Raw genomic sequence first — 14,992 nt, forward strand, 5'->3', positions numbered from 1 at the left:
AAGAGGGTTCACCGGATTTTCCCCGACGCTGATGTTCGGGTTAAACCGATGATGACACTGCCGGCGATCAACACTGACGCTAGCAATCATGAGAAGGAACTGATAAGTCGTATTGTTCAGGAAATGTTTGAAGAGGCTGAATTCTGGTTAGTGAGTGAGTAAAGATTTTCAATGCCCGCCACAGTTACGTCTTGATTACGCTGTGGCGGATATTCATTTTCGTTAACGTTCCTATATTGGCATCTCAGGCCAGACAGGGTTGACTGGGTCAACACGCATCAGCAGCACCCGGTATTTTCGCCATGCTGCAAGGTCGGCGGCTTCTTCGTCCGTAGCAATTCCAGCATCAACAGCATCCTGCCGCCACTCAATTTCACCGTCAGCAATAACACGACGACGCGAGCGCTCGGCCTCCGCCTGCTCTAACAGTTGTTCAGTGGTTGGCGGAGGATTCGACAACGCCATAGCCTCGACCTCAGTTATTGTTATCAGTCCATTAATGATTAATTCAGGAGCAACGTCATCCTCATACGCATAGACAGTTCCGCTTTCGTTTTTGAAATATTGCATTAACGCAACTCCCACCAGTGACTGATATTTGTGTTTCTCATGAAATATGTATCTCCAGCAGGAACGACAAGGCTTAAAAAGCCCAGAGCCAACCCGCTCGCGTCGTAGGGGCCTGAGAAGGTCAGCGTCCCAACTCCGTATCCCCAGCCCGTCGGCGGAGTGTCATTCCATAACGCGAATACCTGAATAGGTTTTCCAGTGTTGTTTGTATACACCGTGCCTGAGAATCTGTTAGCCGTGACATTCTGCCAGCTCTGCCCCACGCCAAGCATAAGACTGAACCGGGAGTCATCACCCGCCGCAACAGTATTGGCAGTTGTACCGGTGTTTTTCGTCGAGCTGTTACCCAGGCCAAGATTAGTCCTTGCTCCTGCTGCATCACCTGCACCTGTTCCACCCTGCCCAATGCCCAATGGTACGAATTTTACGCCGTCAAAAAGCCCCCACTGATTATCTTCGCGTGCTGTAAAATATGCAGTTTTTTTATCGTCGCAATAAATTACCGTTTCACCTGCCCGCTGCTCAACTCTGCCAAGGCCAAGATTAGTCCTTGCCCCGCCTGCATCTCTGGCCCCTGTTCCACCCTGCTCAATACCCAGAGGAATAAAGCCATGTAGTGGATCGTAAATACCCCACAGGCCATCAATTCTTATTGATAAAAATATGGAGTGATCATCCCCAGCATAAATTTTCGTTTCGTTATTGAGCTGCTCCACCCTGTCAATTCCAAGGTTTGAGAGAGCCGTTTGCACAGTGCCATCTGATTTGATATCGGCAAATGGGTTTGCACGGCTCAGTGTGAGTTTTTGAATGGCTTTTAAAACCTGAGTCATATCGTTAATGTCGAGCGCCAATCCTGCTGACTCTACGATATGCGCTAACTCTTCCTGCATGGCGTTAAACGCTGCTGCCCGCAGCCTCGTTGCGGCAATACCACCAGCAACACTTCCATCAGTATATTTGCCATCCTGCGTTGCAGTGGCTTCGACTTGCCCGATTCGGAGCATAGTTAATCCTCACTTAGTGTTAAGCGATAAAATCAGAGGGGGAAATATCAGTTATGAATAATTGAAAATGATGTTCAGATGGGATGGGGCAATTTTGTTGATTGAACACTCCAGTTGTTTATTGCCCCACGATGCGAGCGGATCTCCGCAGTAGGACGCGCCAGCAAGCGAATACTTGATCGTTGTTTGTGGCGCATTTATCCGCCAGGTAAATGGCCACTCGTCACCGTTAAGCGCATCACCGCATACTGACATGCCACTCATAGCGGGCCGGAACTGTGTGATAGTGATGGTATAACCAAGAGCTGCAGCCACCCGGATGTAATAATCGCGGTTCAGGCCGCCGGTGCTGATTAACTTTGCTACCACGGCGCGCTGGCGATCGCTGACGCCACCGGATTCACCAATCGCACAATCATCTGGTAACCCCAGAGAGCTTTCCCATTCTGACAACATTACCGTCGCTGTAGGGGGAAAAGCACCAGTAATCAGGCTTTGCGCATCGTTGTCAGAACGCTGAAACGCGCTGCCCAGTGCCCGTAATACCGCAGCCTGTACCGTTTTTTGCGATCTGGGCCACGCCCTGCCCGTCGGCAGCAACGCGCCAAGCGCACCGGCATAATCATTTTTTGAAAAGAGGCTCATACAAAATTCACCCCGCCAAGCACCGGAATTTCGCCAACAGCAAAGGTGATATTGGCCATCGGAGAGTTAAGGATATAGCCCGTCGTGCCACTAACACCGCCGATACTCCCGTTAATATCAGAGAGGTAAACTTTCCCGGAACCATCAGGGTTAGCCTCATCAAAAAACAGCGCCGTCAGCGCGTCTTTTATACCCTGAACTGTGGTGCTGTCGGCATTTTTGATACCAGAGATTTCAATATTGATGACTTTCTTGATCGGGGAACATACGAAAACAATGGCAGTGCCTGTCTGCTGCGGATAGATGTGGTCGGCGACAGCGAGCTGGTCTCCGGTGGCTTTAACAGCCCCCCAGTCCTCAAGTTGGGATATTCCATCGGTACCGACCGGAAACCCACCATTGTTATTCCGATCACACATGATATACACGCCAACGGTCCCGGCCCCGTTCAGACGCCGCTTTACCCACGCGCGGGTGACGCCCGAAACCTCAAGCGCCCATTTTTTATAATCGGCGTCGCTTCCACCCTGAGGCGGATTCTGCCATGCCAGCAAGCCACGACTGCGAAAGTCCTCTTCCGTTTCAATATCGGCTCCGCCGGTCGCAGCAGACAGTAACGTTACCTGTGGATCCACGCCAGCAATATTCGCGTCCAGGGTCATTATGGTCCCGGCATCAGCGTTACCGCGCGCGCCTCCACCCGTTACATCACTGGTAATATCCGGCAGGATGGCCGTCACCGCGACGATACCAAATCCATCTGCCTGAATTTTAAGATCTGCATCCGTCCGGTACTGGTATCCGTCCCCGCGGTTAATGATCGAGCCAACAGGGATAATACTGTCAACACTGCCACTAGCCTGTACCGCAGGCGACTTCGCCGCTGCAGCTGGTTTTCTGAATACCTGCTTAAGGGCCATCCACCCGGCGAGATACTCATCGGTAGAGGTAAACGGGTTTGTCTGCAGGGCAATATAGTCAAGGTAGGCGTAATGCAGATGCCCCATCCCCGCATCCATGTCAGCCAGTACCTTCAGGTTCGCGAAGCGCAGGAGCGCACCAACATCCTCAAGCTCCGCCTGCATAAATTTCCGGTTTCCGTCGCGGAGTTCGCTCAGCGTCGGTCGTTTAAACGGCATATTAACGTTGCTCCCATATCCAGTAAAACCTGAATTCCTGCCAGTCCTTCCCCGGTGCCTGATAGCGGATAATGAGATTGAGCCGGTCAGGCAGGACGATCCTGGCAACAGGAATAACCTCGCTGACAACGCCATCAACCTTTAACCAGTTGAGCGCTTCACTCGAGTATTCCTCCGCTTTTTTTGCTACATCCGGGGTCAGTTTTTTCCGCCGTAGCAGCCACAGCCGGGATCCCAGTTGGGATTCCTCCCCAGAATCCCCCCACCAGCCGCGGCGATCGCTATCCTCATAATCATCGTCAGCGCGCGCCAGCCTGTCAGTAAACAGGCTGTCCAGTATTGCAGTCTGTAAATCGTTCCCCGTGGTGAGTTCGCCCAGCCCTTTCTGCCAGTCAGCAAACATCTCATCCACATTCCAGAATGAAGCGATGTCACTCATGTCACCTGATCCTCTGTTTTTTGGCTGCGGATATTGTCATTGCCACTCTGGGCATTTTTAACCACATGATCATGGTCATTATGTGCATCCCGCAGCTCTTTCAGTGTTCGGGTATTGGTTTCACAGTTATCAACAATGTCACCCGTGCACCTCAGGATCGGGGTATTTGCAAGAATCCCCTGGCTGGCATTGATGGTCACGTTAGTGGCGTTATTGACCTCAACATTCTGGCCCTTTGCATCCAGGAAGATCCCCTTCTCCGTCAGGAGAATATTAAGACCCCACTGGTTATACATGACCGTTTCGCCCGCTTTCAGGCCTGTATGACGGAACCCCTGATGGTTGGACGCAATTACCACCGCGCTGGAACGATCACCGCCAATAAAAGCCAGAACCACGTCAGTCCCTGACGGCAGGCCGGATGAAAAACCAAATTCAGCCATCCGCGGTGCGCTGGCCACCTCCAGCGGAGTCTGGTACTGGATTGACTGCACCACCCCACCATCTTTCATAGCCGTGATCCGGCCAATCCCCAGCATGCCGGCGATCCTAGTCGCTGCATGTTTAAATAGTTGCTTCATGTATTGAATCCCGCCAGGTTCTGGTAGAAGGCATATGGCTGAACGGCGAATGCTTCAGGCGGCATCAGCGTCATGCGTGCATGGGTGCCGTAGTCATCGCGCATATAGGTGACTTCTGCCAGTAGCAATTCAGTCTCCGGCAACCGTAAGGTGGGAAGATCAACGGGGATCAATGTGTTTGGTTCCCACAGTTTCCCGTCTTTATCCCGCCAGGAATCGATGGTTACCGAGAGCTGTTTTGAACGTCCGTACCGCCGGTTCATTTCCCAGTCGATCGCACTTTGTGCCTGTTGAGTAGCCATCAGGGTACTTTCCACAATCGATATATGTTTTCGGTACCGCATACGGGCGGCCTCCGGATCTCTCGCCGTTGCCAGAGTCACAGCGTCATAGGCCGTATCAGGCGAATACCCTGCAATTGGAGAAACGCTCATTGATACACCGACATAATCTGAAAACCTGTCAGCCATCGATTTGCGGTAGTATGCCTGCTCGACATTTACCCCTTCGGCTATCCCACTCGCCGCACGACGTGTTCCCACCCGGGTCAGTAACAGGTTTCCATCGGGCTGATCGTAGTAAAGCAGAGCAGACCATCTGGCCACCCGATCGATGACTTCTTGCGGAGACTCACCCCAGTTCAGAGTGAACTGGGGTACCTTCACAAGTTCATCAACATCCGTGGTTACGGTGATGCCGTAGTAGGATGCCAGGCGAGAAGCAATTTCAAGTGCATTACTGGCATTAATGACGTTGTTAGGCCACTCAGCTGAGCAATCCACCAGGTCCTGACATTTGCTCCTGCCCGTGGCGCGGACCTCATGGCGGGAGCGCGATAGTGCGGGTTCCCAGTCATCAACATATCCCGTCAGTGTCAGATCATCTCCGATACGAACTTCACAAGACATTCCCTCTTCAACGAGTTGACGATCTTCGTTGCCAGGGAAGTAATCCATTAGCCCAAGATCGAAATCAGAGGGAAAACGCTCAATACCCCGCGTTACCCGGACAGAATCCCACCCCTCGATGATTTTGCCGTCGACCGTCAAAGAAACAACATCCAGATCGCTGTCTGCATTCATTGCCTCAGTACCTTCATGGTTGTCGGCATAAACGCCGGATGCGGTACGCGCGCTTCCTGTACCAGTTCATCTGCACGGGTGGCATCCTGATATAATCGGTTTGCCAGCGTCAGCGCCGGAAGCGGCTGAGCGGTAGTAACCTGCAGAAGCTCGCTCAGACCAGAAGCACGCTCACTCATCGTAGAAAGGAATGCCGATCTGACGGCGAGAAGCGCGTTATACATATCATCGTCCGCGCGGTCTCCAGCCAGAACCAGCGCCGTATCAAGTTGCACAGAAACTCGTTGAGTTAACTCTTCTGCCTCGTCTGTACTGGCTGGTCTGGAGTCCGCAGCGGCACTGGTCATGGCACCAGTACATAGCACAACAATCAGCGTGTTCATGGTCGCCGAAATCGCTTTGCTGCTGTCGGACTGCTGGTACTCCGTGCTGATTGAATTAGCCAGTTTTTCCAGCGCTGTGATTCGGTCATTAACGCTGCCGGCGCTGTTAAGAATTGCGTTTACCACGTCGGCGACGCCCTGGACAAACTCATCAGGTGTGTTGGAGCTGCTAAGCTGGCTCGACCTGTCGGTAACATTTTTCCGGTCCATTACCGACTGGGCTGTTACCTTGTCAGCCAGTGCTCTCTCATCATCCACATCAGCAACTGACGATTTGCCAGCAACAGCAGAAGAACTACCGCCCACAGAGCCTTTACTGTAACGTCCGTACCGGGTATTCCCGAACGTGGAGTTCAGGACATTGCTGAGATTCGTGACCTGACTGATGGTGCTGTCAACCATGTTAGTCCAGAACGTGACCGTGCCTCTGATGGTGTTTATAGCCTGTGTGACACCGCGGATTTCACTCTTAACCCTGGCAATCGTGCTCAGCACAGCAGTGCTGACCAGTTTCAGATAGTTGGTTTTCACCGTGGCGCCTGCAACGGTACTGCCCGTGACAGCAAACACTTTAAGCCCTGATTCAATTGCCATCAGGGTAAATTCAAATACTCGCCCGTTCTCCATCGAACCGGAAATACGCAAACCATTCTCAGGGATGGAAACCGTTAATTCGCCCAGTGTCGGATGGACAAGCGTACCGCTACCTTTTTGTTCACAGGCTTCAATCAGTGACTGGCGCTGTGTGATAGCATCGCCGCCGCCGTAAACCTGGCTGTTCTGGATCAAGAAACCGCGAATAACAAATCGCCGTGTTGCCCGCCCGATATCCTCTATCCAGGCTGTATCACGGTAGGGATATTCATGTACCGCCTGGCGTCGGCCGTGGCTCCCTTCCTCAGCAACAATGGCAAATGGTACACCTCTGAATGAGCTGGGCCGTAACTGCCCCTGCCAGTCATCGCTGGTATCTCCCCCCAAAAGAGAAGTTATTGCGTCCTGGATAATTGACGGCATCACGCCTCCGGAAATAAAAAAACCGCCATGTCGGCGGTTTACATATGCACTGAAATGACTTATCTATTTATCGCTGGATCCATTACGGTCAAGAGATTCGGCGATCCTGTAAAGATGCTCAGTCGCCTTGAATGAGTTCATTAGGAACTCATAAAGCACACGTAAAAGCAATGCACTTACCACCGATATCGTAATCGCCGTGAAATTCATTGAGACAACAGAAAAAACGAGGTAAATGCCAATTACCAGGTAAACAAGCGCAAAAACCTTTGGAGTCTAAATGGCTTTTGCTCCAAAAACTTTTTCATTCATAACTTCTTCCTTAACGAAATGACGACAGTGATCAGTAATTCATGGCCGTTGTTATTCTGCCATTATTTTCCGCATTATAGGTTTTACGCTCCCCCTTATCATTGACCATCGTGATTTCAAGCTTGAGAGACTGATCAGACATGGCCTCCTTAAACGACCGCGCCAGATTTTCACTAAGGGCAACTTCATCACTTTTCCCTTGTTGTGTTCTGAGTATCGTGGGTTCTTGATCCACGCCGCGTGATCCAGAGATAATGTCATACCGCTGCTGGGCCAGCACATCCGGATTTCTCTTCCCTGACCACCGATCATCAGTAATGGCGGTCTGGATGGCGTTTAGCAGTTGTTCCTCAGTATAAGGTTGTGCGCCATTCTCATGTTTAATCATGGCTGCCATTATCGTTTTTAATGTTTCCGGATCGTGCAGATTTACTTGCTCTTTGGCTCCATATCCAGTGGCTTTTGAGACGGAGTCAATATATGCACGAGTATTATTCTCTGATTGCGGAGCATAGGTATGAATAATCCCATCCAGAGTATTATTCCCCCTGTCACCATACAACATCAGCTGTCTCGCCATTGCAGTTCTTCCGTCGGCATCATTCGCAAAGGTAGAAAATCCGCCATTTTTACCCGTTGCGTTTGCTGCAACCCTCAAATTACCGGGATTATTATTTCTGAAGCCAATTGCGTTATTCCTTGTTTCCCCGTAAGGAACATTGCCGCGTGCAACGTTGGATTGTGGCTGGCTGATAGCGGATAAGTCATTCTGCAATTGAATCGCAGAATCGGTCGCGCGGTAATTCGCATCGTACCGCTTTCTTACAGCATCAGTCATGAAACCCGCGTCAACCTGCCCACGTTCACTGCGGGGTAAGCTGTTATAAAGTTCCTTATCGTTCTGAATGCGCCGTAGTTTCTCAGCATCATTGCTGTTGATAAAACCGAGAGCATGAGACAGCCCAGTAAAATCACCATTAGTGAACAGATCGGTAACACCTTCAAGGCCGTCTTTGACTGAACCATCCGAAAGAATGGTCTTAAGTGCCTTGTTTTTTGAACGTTGCCACAGACCATCCCAGGATGCGCTGAGCTCATTCATAGTGCCGTTCACTTCACTCAATTGCTGATTTAGTGCCGGATCCACAGTCAGACCAAACTCATCAGATTTAGCCAGCAGCGTTTTCATGCGCTCACCTTCACGCATTAACGCCAACATTTCTGGCGTCAGCCCAAGAGCATCCGCTACGGACTTTTGTTGCTCAGGCCGCAACGAAGGGAAGACACGAGCAATCTCCTGTAATGTTTTTAGCGTATCAACAGAACCATCATTATTTTTCTGTATCTGAACACCGATCTGTGCGAGCGCACCAAGTACCTGCCCATTCGCGCCACTGGCGGCTTCTTTCAGCGTTTTCGCCATACCATCGATAGAAGCATTGGCACTTTCACTATCAGCGCCAAGGATGCGCATCGCTCCAGCAAGACGGGAAAAATCGTCTACACGCATACCGGCATTCTTTGATGAAACGTCCAGGTTATACGCTTCCCTGGACGCTTCGCGAAAACCGTAGGCCACCTGTTTAAGCCCGTACCCTGCAGCACCAGCAATACCGAGTGAACCCAACTTACCAGATAGCTCCCCAACCATTTTCAAGGGAGGAACCATATCCCCGATAAGCTGCACGTTGTCCCTGGCCGTTTTAGACAGATTTTCAAAACGTGAAATAAAGCCATTCAGCCCATCAACTGTTTCCTGCCCACCTAACTGAAGCCCTTCTTTCGTTCTATCGAGTTTAGGTTCAAGCCCACGGATAGCTTCATTGATACGGTCAATAACATCACTGACCTGATCATTTGCCACCAGCTCAAAATCAAAGACATTACTCATCGTCTTCAGGTTTCCTGAGTTTGTTGATCCGGGATGCCTGGGCTATCCACCATTTCAATCGGGCGCGGGTCATTCCCCACGCCCTATCTTCTGTCCATCGAAAGTAAAACGTGACGTCAGCGGCTGCTTCTTGCCAGGCTGTTAGGGCTTCCAGGTCAAAAAACTGAGCAGATACTCCTCACACTTACGGAAGTCGAGAAAATCCATCGGCTGCAGTACGCTTTCACGCGTACCGGAAACCAGCGCAATAAGCAGGCGCATCGCCGCGAGCGACGTTGACGCAGCCTGTTTCTCATAAAACTGCTCAGCCTGGCTTAGCGTGGGTGCTTTCAGCTCCAGCTGCGTATAAGTGGTCTTCTCCGCAGCATCATCCAGCGCTACGGTTAATGGAATGGTTTTAACGCGTTCAATCTCAGCCATCTTAGTTCTCCGTTACGTCGCGGCCTTCCCAGCGAACATCAAATACTGCATCTTCGCTTTCCACTTCCTGGACGTTGACCGTCCAGAGTGAACGGCCAATGATAGTTTTCCCGTTAGCCAGCTCGGCGATCACGTTGACGTTCGTCTGCTGGTTAAAGCCCTGCACATTCGTTCCGCCACTGTCACGCAGTCGGGCAGAAATGTATGGCGCCACAGGTTTTTCCTTATATCCGTGCACACCATCCATCCCTGTCAGGGTGGTACGGTTTACGGTGGCAGCCTGGTATTTAAACGAGCCCTCCACCATTACCGTCACACCGTTAACAGTGACATAGGCGGTTCCCGCCAGGCGGTTAGTAGTATCACCTGCCATCGTTTAAGCTCCTGTTGATTCAGCCCGAGTGCGGAACTGATTGAGCAGCGCGAAAATGCGCAACTGGTTCATGAGGGTTCCCGGCCACAGCACATCGACGCGGTTCGGATTTTTGGCGTTCTGCTCGACGATGATATTTTTTGCGAATGCCTCCGCATCCTGCGCATAACCGTTCCATACCAGAGTCTGGTACTCGGCAATCTGATCGGCCTTGATAATGTTTGGCGTGACGATCGCCGCGCCAGGTGCAAATCGGGTTCCATCCGCAGCAAGCTTCATACGGCCAAACTTGCTGGTCACCGCTGTGCGCAGGTAGCGGGTCACAAACATCAGGCTGAACAGCGTCTCCACTTCCAGATAACTGTCATCTGCATCGCCATAGCTGTTTTTCTGGTAGGTGGTGATCAGGTTTTCAATGCGCACCGTGCCATCGTCATCGACCGTAAATGTCGAAATGCCGCTGTACAGCAGATTGTTACGCTCGGTCAGCTCAAAGCGATCCTGCAGTTCTGGCGCAAGCACCCCCTGAACAGCGAGCGACTGTAGCGGGCGGCCGGGGTCATTACGCAGACTCACCGCAGCTGCGCCGGTGTAAGCTGCAGACCATGCCCAGGAAGGGGACGGCGATTTATTTACGCCCAGCAGGGTCTCATGCTGGTTATTGCGCAGCTCACCTTTGGTACCGAGCTGGGCGTAAGTCCCGGTGGTGGTACCAAAGGAATGGCCATAAAGCTGCTTGTCCCATGCCCAGCGACCGCCAGTGTCTGACAGGAACTCCTTCATCACATTCAACGAGGTTGTATCGTCGTAAGGGTTGATGATGAAATCGAATGTTCGATCCTGCAGGTTTGCCAGCGTGCCGGTAATATCCGGAGCCCCGACTCCGTTAGACATAGCAGTAATCGTCAGTTCCAGGCCTGCAGGTGTGGACTCGCCTCCAGGTAAGCCGAGGAAGTTCAGGCGAATGTCGATCCCATTACCCGTAGCACCAAGATTCTTCGCGGTCAGGGTTACGGTATCCGTAGTCGCACTGGCGGTTACAGGTAGCGTGGTTTTTGCGTTAATCGCCGCGGCCAGAGAGGTGGCGATCGCTGCCACCGTATCTGTTGCTACAACGGTCAACTGAATGCGCTCACCAGCAATATAAAGGGAGATCACTCCGGTTGCCGTCGGTGCGCTGCTCACTTTAATGGTGCCGGTTGCAGCCACCATGGAATCGGAGTCTTCCTCCAGCGGCAGGATCCAGACTTCGGCTGCGGTATCATTTTTCTGATACGCCGCCATCATGGCCTGCAGAATTCCCCCTTTTCCTGTCAGCTCACCGACGGTATCCGAAGAGGAAACTCGCTGCGGAATACCAGGGGGGGTTGAGCCGGTACTGAGCATCCCACCGATAAGCAGGGTGCGCTGCGTGGCAGTGGCGTTATTCGCCATTGAGTTATCAAACTCAACGAAGAAAAGCCCTACCCGCAGGTTATCGGGAACACGAGCGAAAGGTACGGTCATTCATTTTCTCCCGCTTTTTTAGGTAATGATTGTTTCTCTGGCGCGCCCTCATCCTTTTTAGAGAGGATCACGTCCCCATCGCTCAGACGGCGACGCCAGAAAATATTGTCAGGTACTTCAGCACCCTCTTTAGGCAATGGGATGCCCTTGACGGGGCAGCGAACGCTGAGCCCGTTGTTCGGCTTAACAAACATGGATTACTCCTGAAGATTGAGGCTGATACCCGGTTTAACTGTGCCGTCTGGCATGTCGACCGCAATATCCATGCCCTCAAGGGGAACCGACTGGACAGGATAAAAATCTTCCGGCCCCTGGTAATGCTCTATGTCGATCTCGAAAAGAAGCTGCCCCATATGGGCCTCTCCTTCTGAATCAACATTGATGGTTGAACGAACTTCCGCGTATTTCTGAATATTCCGCGTCAGTTCGTAGCTGTTGATCACCGCGCGCTCCACCTGCTCGCGAAGGCTTTCAAGCGCCAGCTCTGCCCGCATGGCTCCATCATCCACTGTATCGCCGTCATACTCCTGAACGCGCCCAGTGATCCTGACAGTGGTGAGGGTGGTAAAAGCAGGGGTATTACGCCCCTGTGATTTTTTCTGTTCAAAAGGCGTCTGAACCAACAACACAGGATACATATCTGGTGAAGTTGACCAGTCGCGTGGAGAGAATACGCGGTCGCCCGCGCTGGTTGTCCCGGTTAGTGCAGTGACAACCATTTGCCGTATCGCTGCTGAATTCATCGCGGTTTTACCACATTGAGGACAAGACGAGATCCGCCATGACTGTCGGGTTCGACGTTTGACACAACAAATAACTGATTGATGATGTGACCACCGACCGTCTTTATAAATACCCGGTCAGATACAGCAGGTTGCGATTTACCCAGCTTGCGAAATTCAGCATCGCGCACACCCAACATCGGGCTGGAGGTGTTAATTTCTGAATCGCCATCAAGGTTTTCAGCAACCTGCGCATAACCACGGTCAAAAATCCCGTTAATTGTAAAAGGAGTACCGTTACGTGGACGGTACTCGTGCTCATCGCCAAAGACATCATGCAGCGGACTCAGAAGATGAGAATCCCAGTCCACGCCCATGTCATTACCCTGTCGTAACTGAAACTGATGGCTGAGAAGCAAGAACTCGCTTACGAAGCACATCAACATCAGCAATAACGCCGGACTGCAGAAGACGCTCAGCATCTTTGCCGGTTACAGGGATGCGCATATTTTCGCGGTACATCTCCCCGTCATGACGAATGCAATTCCCTTTCAACACCACATACTCCTGCGATTCAGTGTCTCCGGATTTTTCGTCACCACCATCGTCATCAACAGACAATTCGGCATCATCTGTTTTGCTCAAAGGCTGTTTTTCCTGGGTGTTATCGCCAGCATTCAGGTCGTCAACGCTCAGGCCGTCTTTGGCAGATCCTTCTGCATTCAGATCATCAGCCAGCCCGGTATTAGGTTGTTTTGCCATATCAGACCACCGTTGCGCAGAGGGATGCATTTACCCGGCTCGGAATAACCAGCGGGGAGGATTGCATCAGGATAAGACGCTGGGCTGGATCTTCTTTCACCCAGGATTTTGGCGCATAAGCCAGCGGACCGTAGTTGAAAGCCGGGTCCAGGATAACGCCAAAGGCGCGGGTACCCATCAGATCGGCACCACTCATAATGACAGCGCCATCGGGGATCATAGGCTTCTCGACGTTGTCCAGCGGGTCAATAAACCAGTCGTTATATAACCAGAGGTCAAAGTTACCCCAGCGCCCTTTATAAATTGCGCCCTTCATTACCTGTGGGCCGGCGTTAATCTGGTTACCAAACGGGCTCAGCGCCGGGAATGTAATGGCGTTATCCTTGATGGTGGTATCCAGTCGGAATGCACGCCATGACTTATTCGTAAAGACCAGATCCGTGGCGACAGAGCCGGACTCTTTCAGGAAAGTAGTCTGCCAGATTTCAATGTCATCTGATGGCTGGGTATTGGTAGCGCCAGCTGCAACGGTCAGTGGCCATTTATCCGAGCCGCTAAGAGTGATGGTCAGATCCGAAGCACGCCCGAAATCCACCACCTTAGTTTCATAGCCCTCCCCGGCGACGGTTACGGTCCCAGACACCAGCGCACTCGCCGCCATCCATTCCAGACGACGGTTGATCATGTCAATCTGGTCAGTCATTTCAAACTGAAGGTTCAGCATTTCGCGCTCGGCAGCGGTATATTCCCCGCCAATACGCTCACCAATCTGGCGGCGGATAGGTTTGCGCAGGTCCGGCGCGCGCTTATCTTTGATGTATGCCGGTTTGAAGGTATTGGTCTGGTATTTACGGGATTCGACCAGCTTACCTTCCACCAGCGGGGAGACGAACGGCGCCATACGACGCAGGCCGACATCAACATCAATCGCCACTTCTTCAGTCTCGTAAGTCACGACATTCGGGAAGAAGCGATCGAGCAGCCAGTTCTGACTGGTTTTCAGGTTAGGAACAACCTGCACCAGCACGCTGGTATCAAAAATATTTTCCATATTCAGTCTCTTGATAGTGCCAGCCGCAGCTGGCAAAAAATTTAAACGAGCCAGCCCCTGCCGGTTAAAGCATTCGTCAGGAGAGCCGTGGGGGAAATCAGGAGGTGGTTACAGGTGCCTGGTCACTGTCTTTCAGGAAGATAGCCAGCGGTCGGAGCGCTTTTTTCAGGTCAGCGGTCGTCCAGGAGTTATCAAAAATAATTCGGTGCTGGTTGAATTCCCCCATCAGATACAGGCCGCCGTTCTGATCGGAAGACGATGCATCAACATCATCAACCAGAATAGCAACGGGTAACTGACTGCCATCTACAGCCGTTTTCACACATTGCGTGTATTTCCCGCTGGCAGCCACCAGGCCCAGGACAGTACCACGCTTAAAGGCACCGCCCGTAATGATCCCGGTGTCAGTCACCAGCTGGAGCGTGCCAGCGACAAGCTGATCCGGAACAAACAGCGCGCTCTTCATGCCAGGCGCAAACGCATTCTGACCAAACTGATCCATTATTTCTCTCCTCTTGTGGAGTTGTAGAGGCTGGTCATTTTACTTACCAGCGCAGACTTTCCGGTCTCTTTCTGTCCGCTATCCGGATTAAGCCGGACCTGGTGGCTTTCCTGCATACGCTGATCGAGAGAGCGTTTACGGGATGGCTGAGATGCGGCTGCGGCCGGAGCCGAAGAGGCTAGGACATTAATTGCTGCCGCAGAACTCATCCCGGTATTGAAAGCCAGTGACGCGGCCAGTGAAGGATTCGCAGCTGCATGCTTACTGCCGAAAATACGGGCGCAGCGTTTACGCTCAGCAGCGCGTGCATTTTTTACCGCCTTACTCTCTTTGCGATCGTCGTCGCCGTCGTCTTCAGAATCATCATCTTCTGACGCATCCGGATCATCGCCGTCATCTTCAGCATCATCGTCGCGTTCGTCTTCTTCCGCGTCGTCGTCGCGCTCATCATCATCGGCATCATCTTCGCGCTCGTCCTCTTCCGCGCGACGGGCTTTCGCTTTTTTGGCTTTTTTATCCTCTTCTTCCTCAGAAGCGGAAGGGCCAAGACCAATGAGGTGAGCAAAACTAAACGTCTTTTTCTTTGCCAT

The 14,992-nt window shown here is 51.9% G+C and carries 19 protein-coding genes and 1 pseudogene; 1 reads left to right on the plus strand and 19 read right to left on the minus strand.

Going from position 1 to position 14,992, the window contains the following annotated elements; genetic code table 11:
• Positions 1-162 (plus strand): DinI-like family protein (locus tag OGY72_RS17320; RefSeq protein ID WP_286548530.1); only part of this gene is annotated, 162 nt, incomplete at its 5' end.
• Between the two features lie 69 nt (positions 163-231).
• Here OGY72_RS17320 and OGY72_RS17325 read toward each other — a convergent pair.
• The 19 genes and pseudogenes from OGY72_RS17325 to OGY72_RS17415 all read right to left on the minus strand — a co-directional run bounded on the left by OGY72_RS17325 (position 232) and on the right by OGY72_RS17415 (position 14,992).
• Positions 232-465 (minus strand): tail fiber assembly protein, encoded by a 234-nt coding sequence (locus OGY72_RS17325; protein ID WP_353622360.1) that lies wholly within the window; start codon positions 463-465, stop codon positions 232-234.
• Between the two features lie 827 nt (positions 466-1,292).
• Positions 1,293-1,577 (minus strand): annotated as a pseudogene (locus tag OGY72_RS24815) (hypothetical protein); the annotation flags it as partial.
• A 51-nt stretch (positions 1,578-1,628) separates the two neighbouring features.
• A complete protein-coding gene (locus tag OGY72_RS17335) occupies positions 1,629-2,222 on the minus strand; it encodes a YmfQ family protein (protein WP_001515583.1) in 594 nt (197 codons plus the stop codon).
• Positions 2,219-3,361 carry a baseplate J/gp47 family protein gene (locus OGY72_RS17340; RefSeq protein WP_257661562.1) on the minus strand — a complete coding sequence of 381 codons (1,143 nt, stop codon included), beginning with the start codon at positions 3,359-3,361 and terminating at the stop codon, positions 2,219-2,221. Before OGY72_RS17340 ends, OGY72_RS17335 begins: the two co-directional genes overlap by 4 nt.
• A gap of 1 nt (position 3,362) precedes the next feature.
• Positions 3,363-3,800: a phage GP46 family protein gene (locus tag OGY72_RS17345; RefSeq protein WP_001279799.1), complete on the minus strand. Its 438-nt coding sequence runs from the start codon at positions 3,798-3,800 to the stop codon at positions 3,363-3,365.
• Positions 3,797-4,381 carry a phage baseplate assembly protein domain-containing protein gene (locus tag OGY72_RS17350; protein ID WP_023568807.1) on the minus strand — a complete coding sequence of 195 codons (585 nt, stop codon included), beginning with the start codon at positions 4,379-4,381 and terminating at the stop codon, positions 3,797-3,799. The genes OGY72_RS17345 and OGY72_RS17350 overlap by 4 nt, the downstream gene beginning before the upstream one ends.
• Positions 4,378-5,463 carry a phage baseplate assembly protein gene (locus tag OGY72_RS17355; protein WP_001515585.1) on the minus strand — a complete coding sequence of 362 codons (1,086 nt, stop codon included), beginning with the start codon at positions 5,461-5,463 and terminating at the stop codon, positions 4,378-4,380. Before OGY72_RS17355 ends, OGY72_RS17350 begins: the two co-directional genes overlap by 4 nt.
• Positions 5,460-6,863: a DNA circularization protein gene (locus tag OGY72_RS17360; RefSeq protein WP_001139208.1), complete on the minus strand. Its 1,404-nt coding sequence runs from the start codon at positions 6,861-6,863 to the stop codon at positions 5,460-5,462. Before OGY72_RS17360 ends, OGY72_RS17355 begins: the two co-directional genes overlap by 4 nt.
• Before the next feature lie 343 nt (positions 6,864-7,206).
• Positions 7,207-9,066, minus strand: a complete 1,860-nt coding sequence (locus tag OGY72_RS17365) for a hypothetical protein (RefSeq protein ID WP_257661560.1) — start codon at positions 9,064-9,066, stop codon at positions 7,207-7,209.
• Positions 9,067-9,207: 141 nt separating this feature from the next.
• A complete protein-coding gene (locus tag OGY72_RS17370) occupies positions 9,208-9,486 on the minus strand; it encodes a phage tail assembly protein (protein ID WP_000807719.1) in 279 nt (92 codons plus the stop codon).
• A gap of 1 nt (position 9,487) precedes the next feature.
• Positions 9,488-9,859: a phage tail tube protein gene (locus OGY72_RS17375; RefSeq protein WP_000896638.1), complete on the minus strand. Its 372-nt coding sequence runs from the start codon at positions 9,857-9,859 to the stop codon at positions 9,488-9,490.
• A 3-nt stretch (positions 9,860-9,862) separates the two neighbouring features.
• Complete coding sequence (locus tag OGY72_RS17380) at positions 9,863-11,365, minus strand: phage tail sheath subtilisin-like domain-containing protein (RefSeq protein ID WP_257661559.1); 1,503 nt, start codon at positions 11,363-11,365, stop codon at positions 9,863-9,865.
• The gene (locus OGY72_RS17385; protein ID WP_000497745.1) at positions 11,362-11,559 is read right to left on the minus strand and encodes a DUF2635 domain-containing protein; all 198 of its coding nucleotides are present in this window, start codon (positions 11,557-11,559) and stop codon (positions 11,362-11,364) included. The genes OGY72_RS17380 and OGY72_RS17385 overlap by 4 nt, the downstream gene beginning before the upstream one ends.
• Positions 11,560-11,562: 3 nt before the next feature.
• The gene (locus OGY72_RS17390) at positions 11,563-12,108 is read right to left on the minus strand and encodes a hypothetical protein (protein ID WP_001083242.1); all 546 of its coding nucleotides are present in this window, start codon (positions 12,106-12,108) and stop codon (positions 11,563-11,565) included.
• The gene (locus tag OGY72_RS17395) at positions 12,105-12,464 is read right to left on the minus strand and encodes a head-tail joining protein (RefSeq protein WP_000537794.1); all 360 of its coding nucleotides are present in this window, start codon (positions 12,462-12,464) and stop codon (positions 12,105-12,107) included. Before OGY72_RS17395 ends, OGY72_RS17390 begins: the two co-directional genes overlap by 4 nt.
• 4 nt (positions 12,465-12,468) lie before the next feature.
• Positions 12,469-12,849, minus strand: a complete 381-nt coding sequence (locus tag OGY72_RS17400; protein WP_001118869.1) for a hypothetical protein — start codon at positions 12,847-12,849, stop codon at positions 12,469-12,471.
• A 1-nt stretch (position 12,850) separates the two neighbouring features.
• Complete coding sequence (locus OGY72_RS17405; protein WP_001472190.1) at positions 12,851-13,900, minus strand: major capsid protein; 1,050 nt, start codon at positions 13,898-13,900, stop codon at positions 12,851-12,853.
• 97 nt (positions 13,901-13,997) lie between these two features.
• On the minus strand, positions 13,998-14,402 hold the full coding sequence (locus tag OGY72_RS17410; protein WP_149385096.1) for a head decoration protein: 405 nt from the start codon (positions 14,400-14,402) through the stop codon (positions 13,998-14,000).
• Entirely contained in the window at positions 14,402-14,992 is a 591-nt protein-coding gene (locus tag OGY72_RS17415) for a hypothetical protein (RefSeq protein WP_032652432.1), read from the minus strand. The genes OGY72_RS17410 and OGY72_RS17415 overlap by 1 nt, the downstream gene beginning before the upstream one ends.

It is taken from the genome of Citrobacter sp. Cpo221, from assembly GCF_030332345.1.
GTDB lineage: Bacteria > Pseudomonadota > Gammaproteobacteria > Enterobacterales > Enterobacteriaceae > Citrobacter > Citrobacter portucalensis.

Excerpts from the sequence above, each read along its gene's own strand:
- OGY72_RS17325 (WP_353622360.1), bottom strand. The coding sequence starts at position 465 with ATGGCGTTGTCGAATCCTCCGCCAACCACTGAACAACTGTTAGAGCAG.
- OGY72_RS17335 (WP_001515583.1), bottom strand. The coding sequence starts at position 2,222 with ATGAGCCTCTTTTCAAAAAATGATTATGCCGGTGCGCTTGGCGCGTTG.
- OGY72_RS17340 (WP_257661562.1), bottom strand. The coding sequence starts at position 3,361 with ATGCCGTTTAAACGACCGACGCTGAGCGAACTCCGCGACGGAAACCGG.
- OGY72_RS17345 (WP_001279799.1), bottom strand. The coding sequence starts at position 3,800 with ATGAGTGACATCGCTTCATTCTGGAATGTGGATGAGATGTTTGCTGAC.
- OGY72_RS17350 (WP_023568807.1), bottom strand. The coding sequence starts at position 4,381 with ATGAAGCAACTATTTAAACATGCAGCGACTAGGATCGCCGGCATGCTG.
- OGY72_RS17355 (WP_001515585.1), bottom strand. The coding sequence starts at position 5,463 with ATGAATGCAGACAGCGATCTGGATGTTGTTTCTTTGACGGTCGACGGC.
- OGY72_RS17360 (WP_001139208.1), bottom strand. The coding sequence starts at position 6,863 with ATGCCGTCAATTATCCAGGACGCAATAACTTCTCTTTTGGGGGGAGAT.
- OGY72_RS17365 (WP_257661560.1), bottom strand. The coding sequence starts at position 9,066 with ATGAGTAATGTCTTTGATTTTGAGCTGGTGGCAAATGATCAGGTCAGT.
- OGY72_RS17370 (WP_000807719.1), bottom strand. The coding sequence starts at position 9,486 with ATGGCTGAGATTGAACGCGTTAAAACCATTCCATTAACCGTAGCGCTG.
- OGY72_RS17375 (WP_000896638.1), bottom strand. The coding sequence starts at position 9,859 with ATGGCAGGTGATACTACTAACCGCCTGGCGGGAACCGCCTATGTCACT.
- OGY72_RS17380 (WP_257661559.1), bottom strand. The coding sequence starts at position 11,365 with ATGACCGTACCTTTCGCTCGTGTTCCCGATAACCTGCGGGTAGGGCTT.
- OGY72_RS17385 (WP_000497745.1), bottom strand. The coding sequence starts at position 11,559 with ATGTTTGTTAAGCCGAACAACGGGCTCAGCGTTCGCTGCCCCGTCAAG.
- OGY72_RS17390 (WP_001083242.1), bottom strand. The coding sequence starts at position 12,108 with ATGAATTCAGCAGCGATACGGCAAATGGTTGTCACTGCACTAACCGGG.
- OGY72_RS17395 (WP_000537794.1), bottom strand. The coding sequence starts at position 12,464 with ATGGGCGTGGACTGGGATTCTCATCTTCTGAGTCCGCTGCATGATGTC.
- OGY72_RS17400 (WP_001118869.1), bottom strand. The coding sequence starts at position 12,849 with ATGGCAAAACAACCTAATACCGGGCTGGCTGATGATCTGAATGCAGAA.
- OGY72_RS17405 (WP_001472190.1), bottom strand. The coding sequence starts at position 13,900 with ATGGAAAATATTTTTGATACCAGCGTGCTGGTGCAGGTTGTTCCTAAC.
- OGY72_RS17410 (WP_149385096.1), bottom strand. The coding sequence starts at position 14,402 with ATGGATCAGTTTGGTCAGAATGCGTTTGCGCCTGGCATGAAGAGCGCG.
- OGY72_RS17415 (WP_032652432.1), bottom strand. The coding sequence starts at position 14,992 with ATGGCAAAGAAAAAGACGTTTAGTTTTGCTCACCTCATTGGTCTTGGC.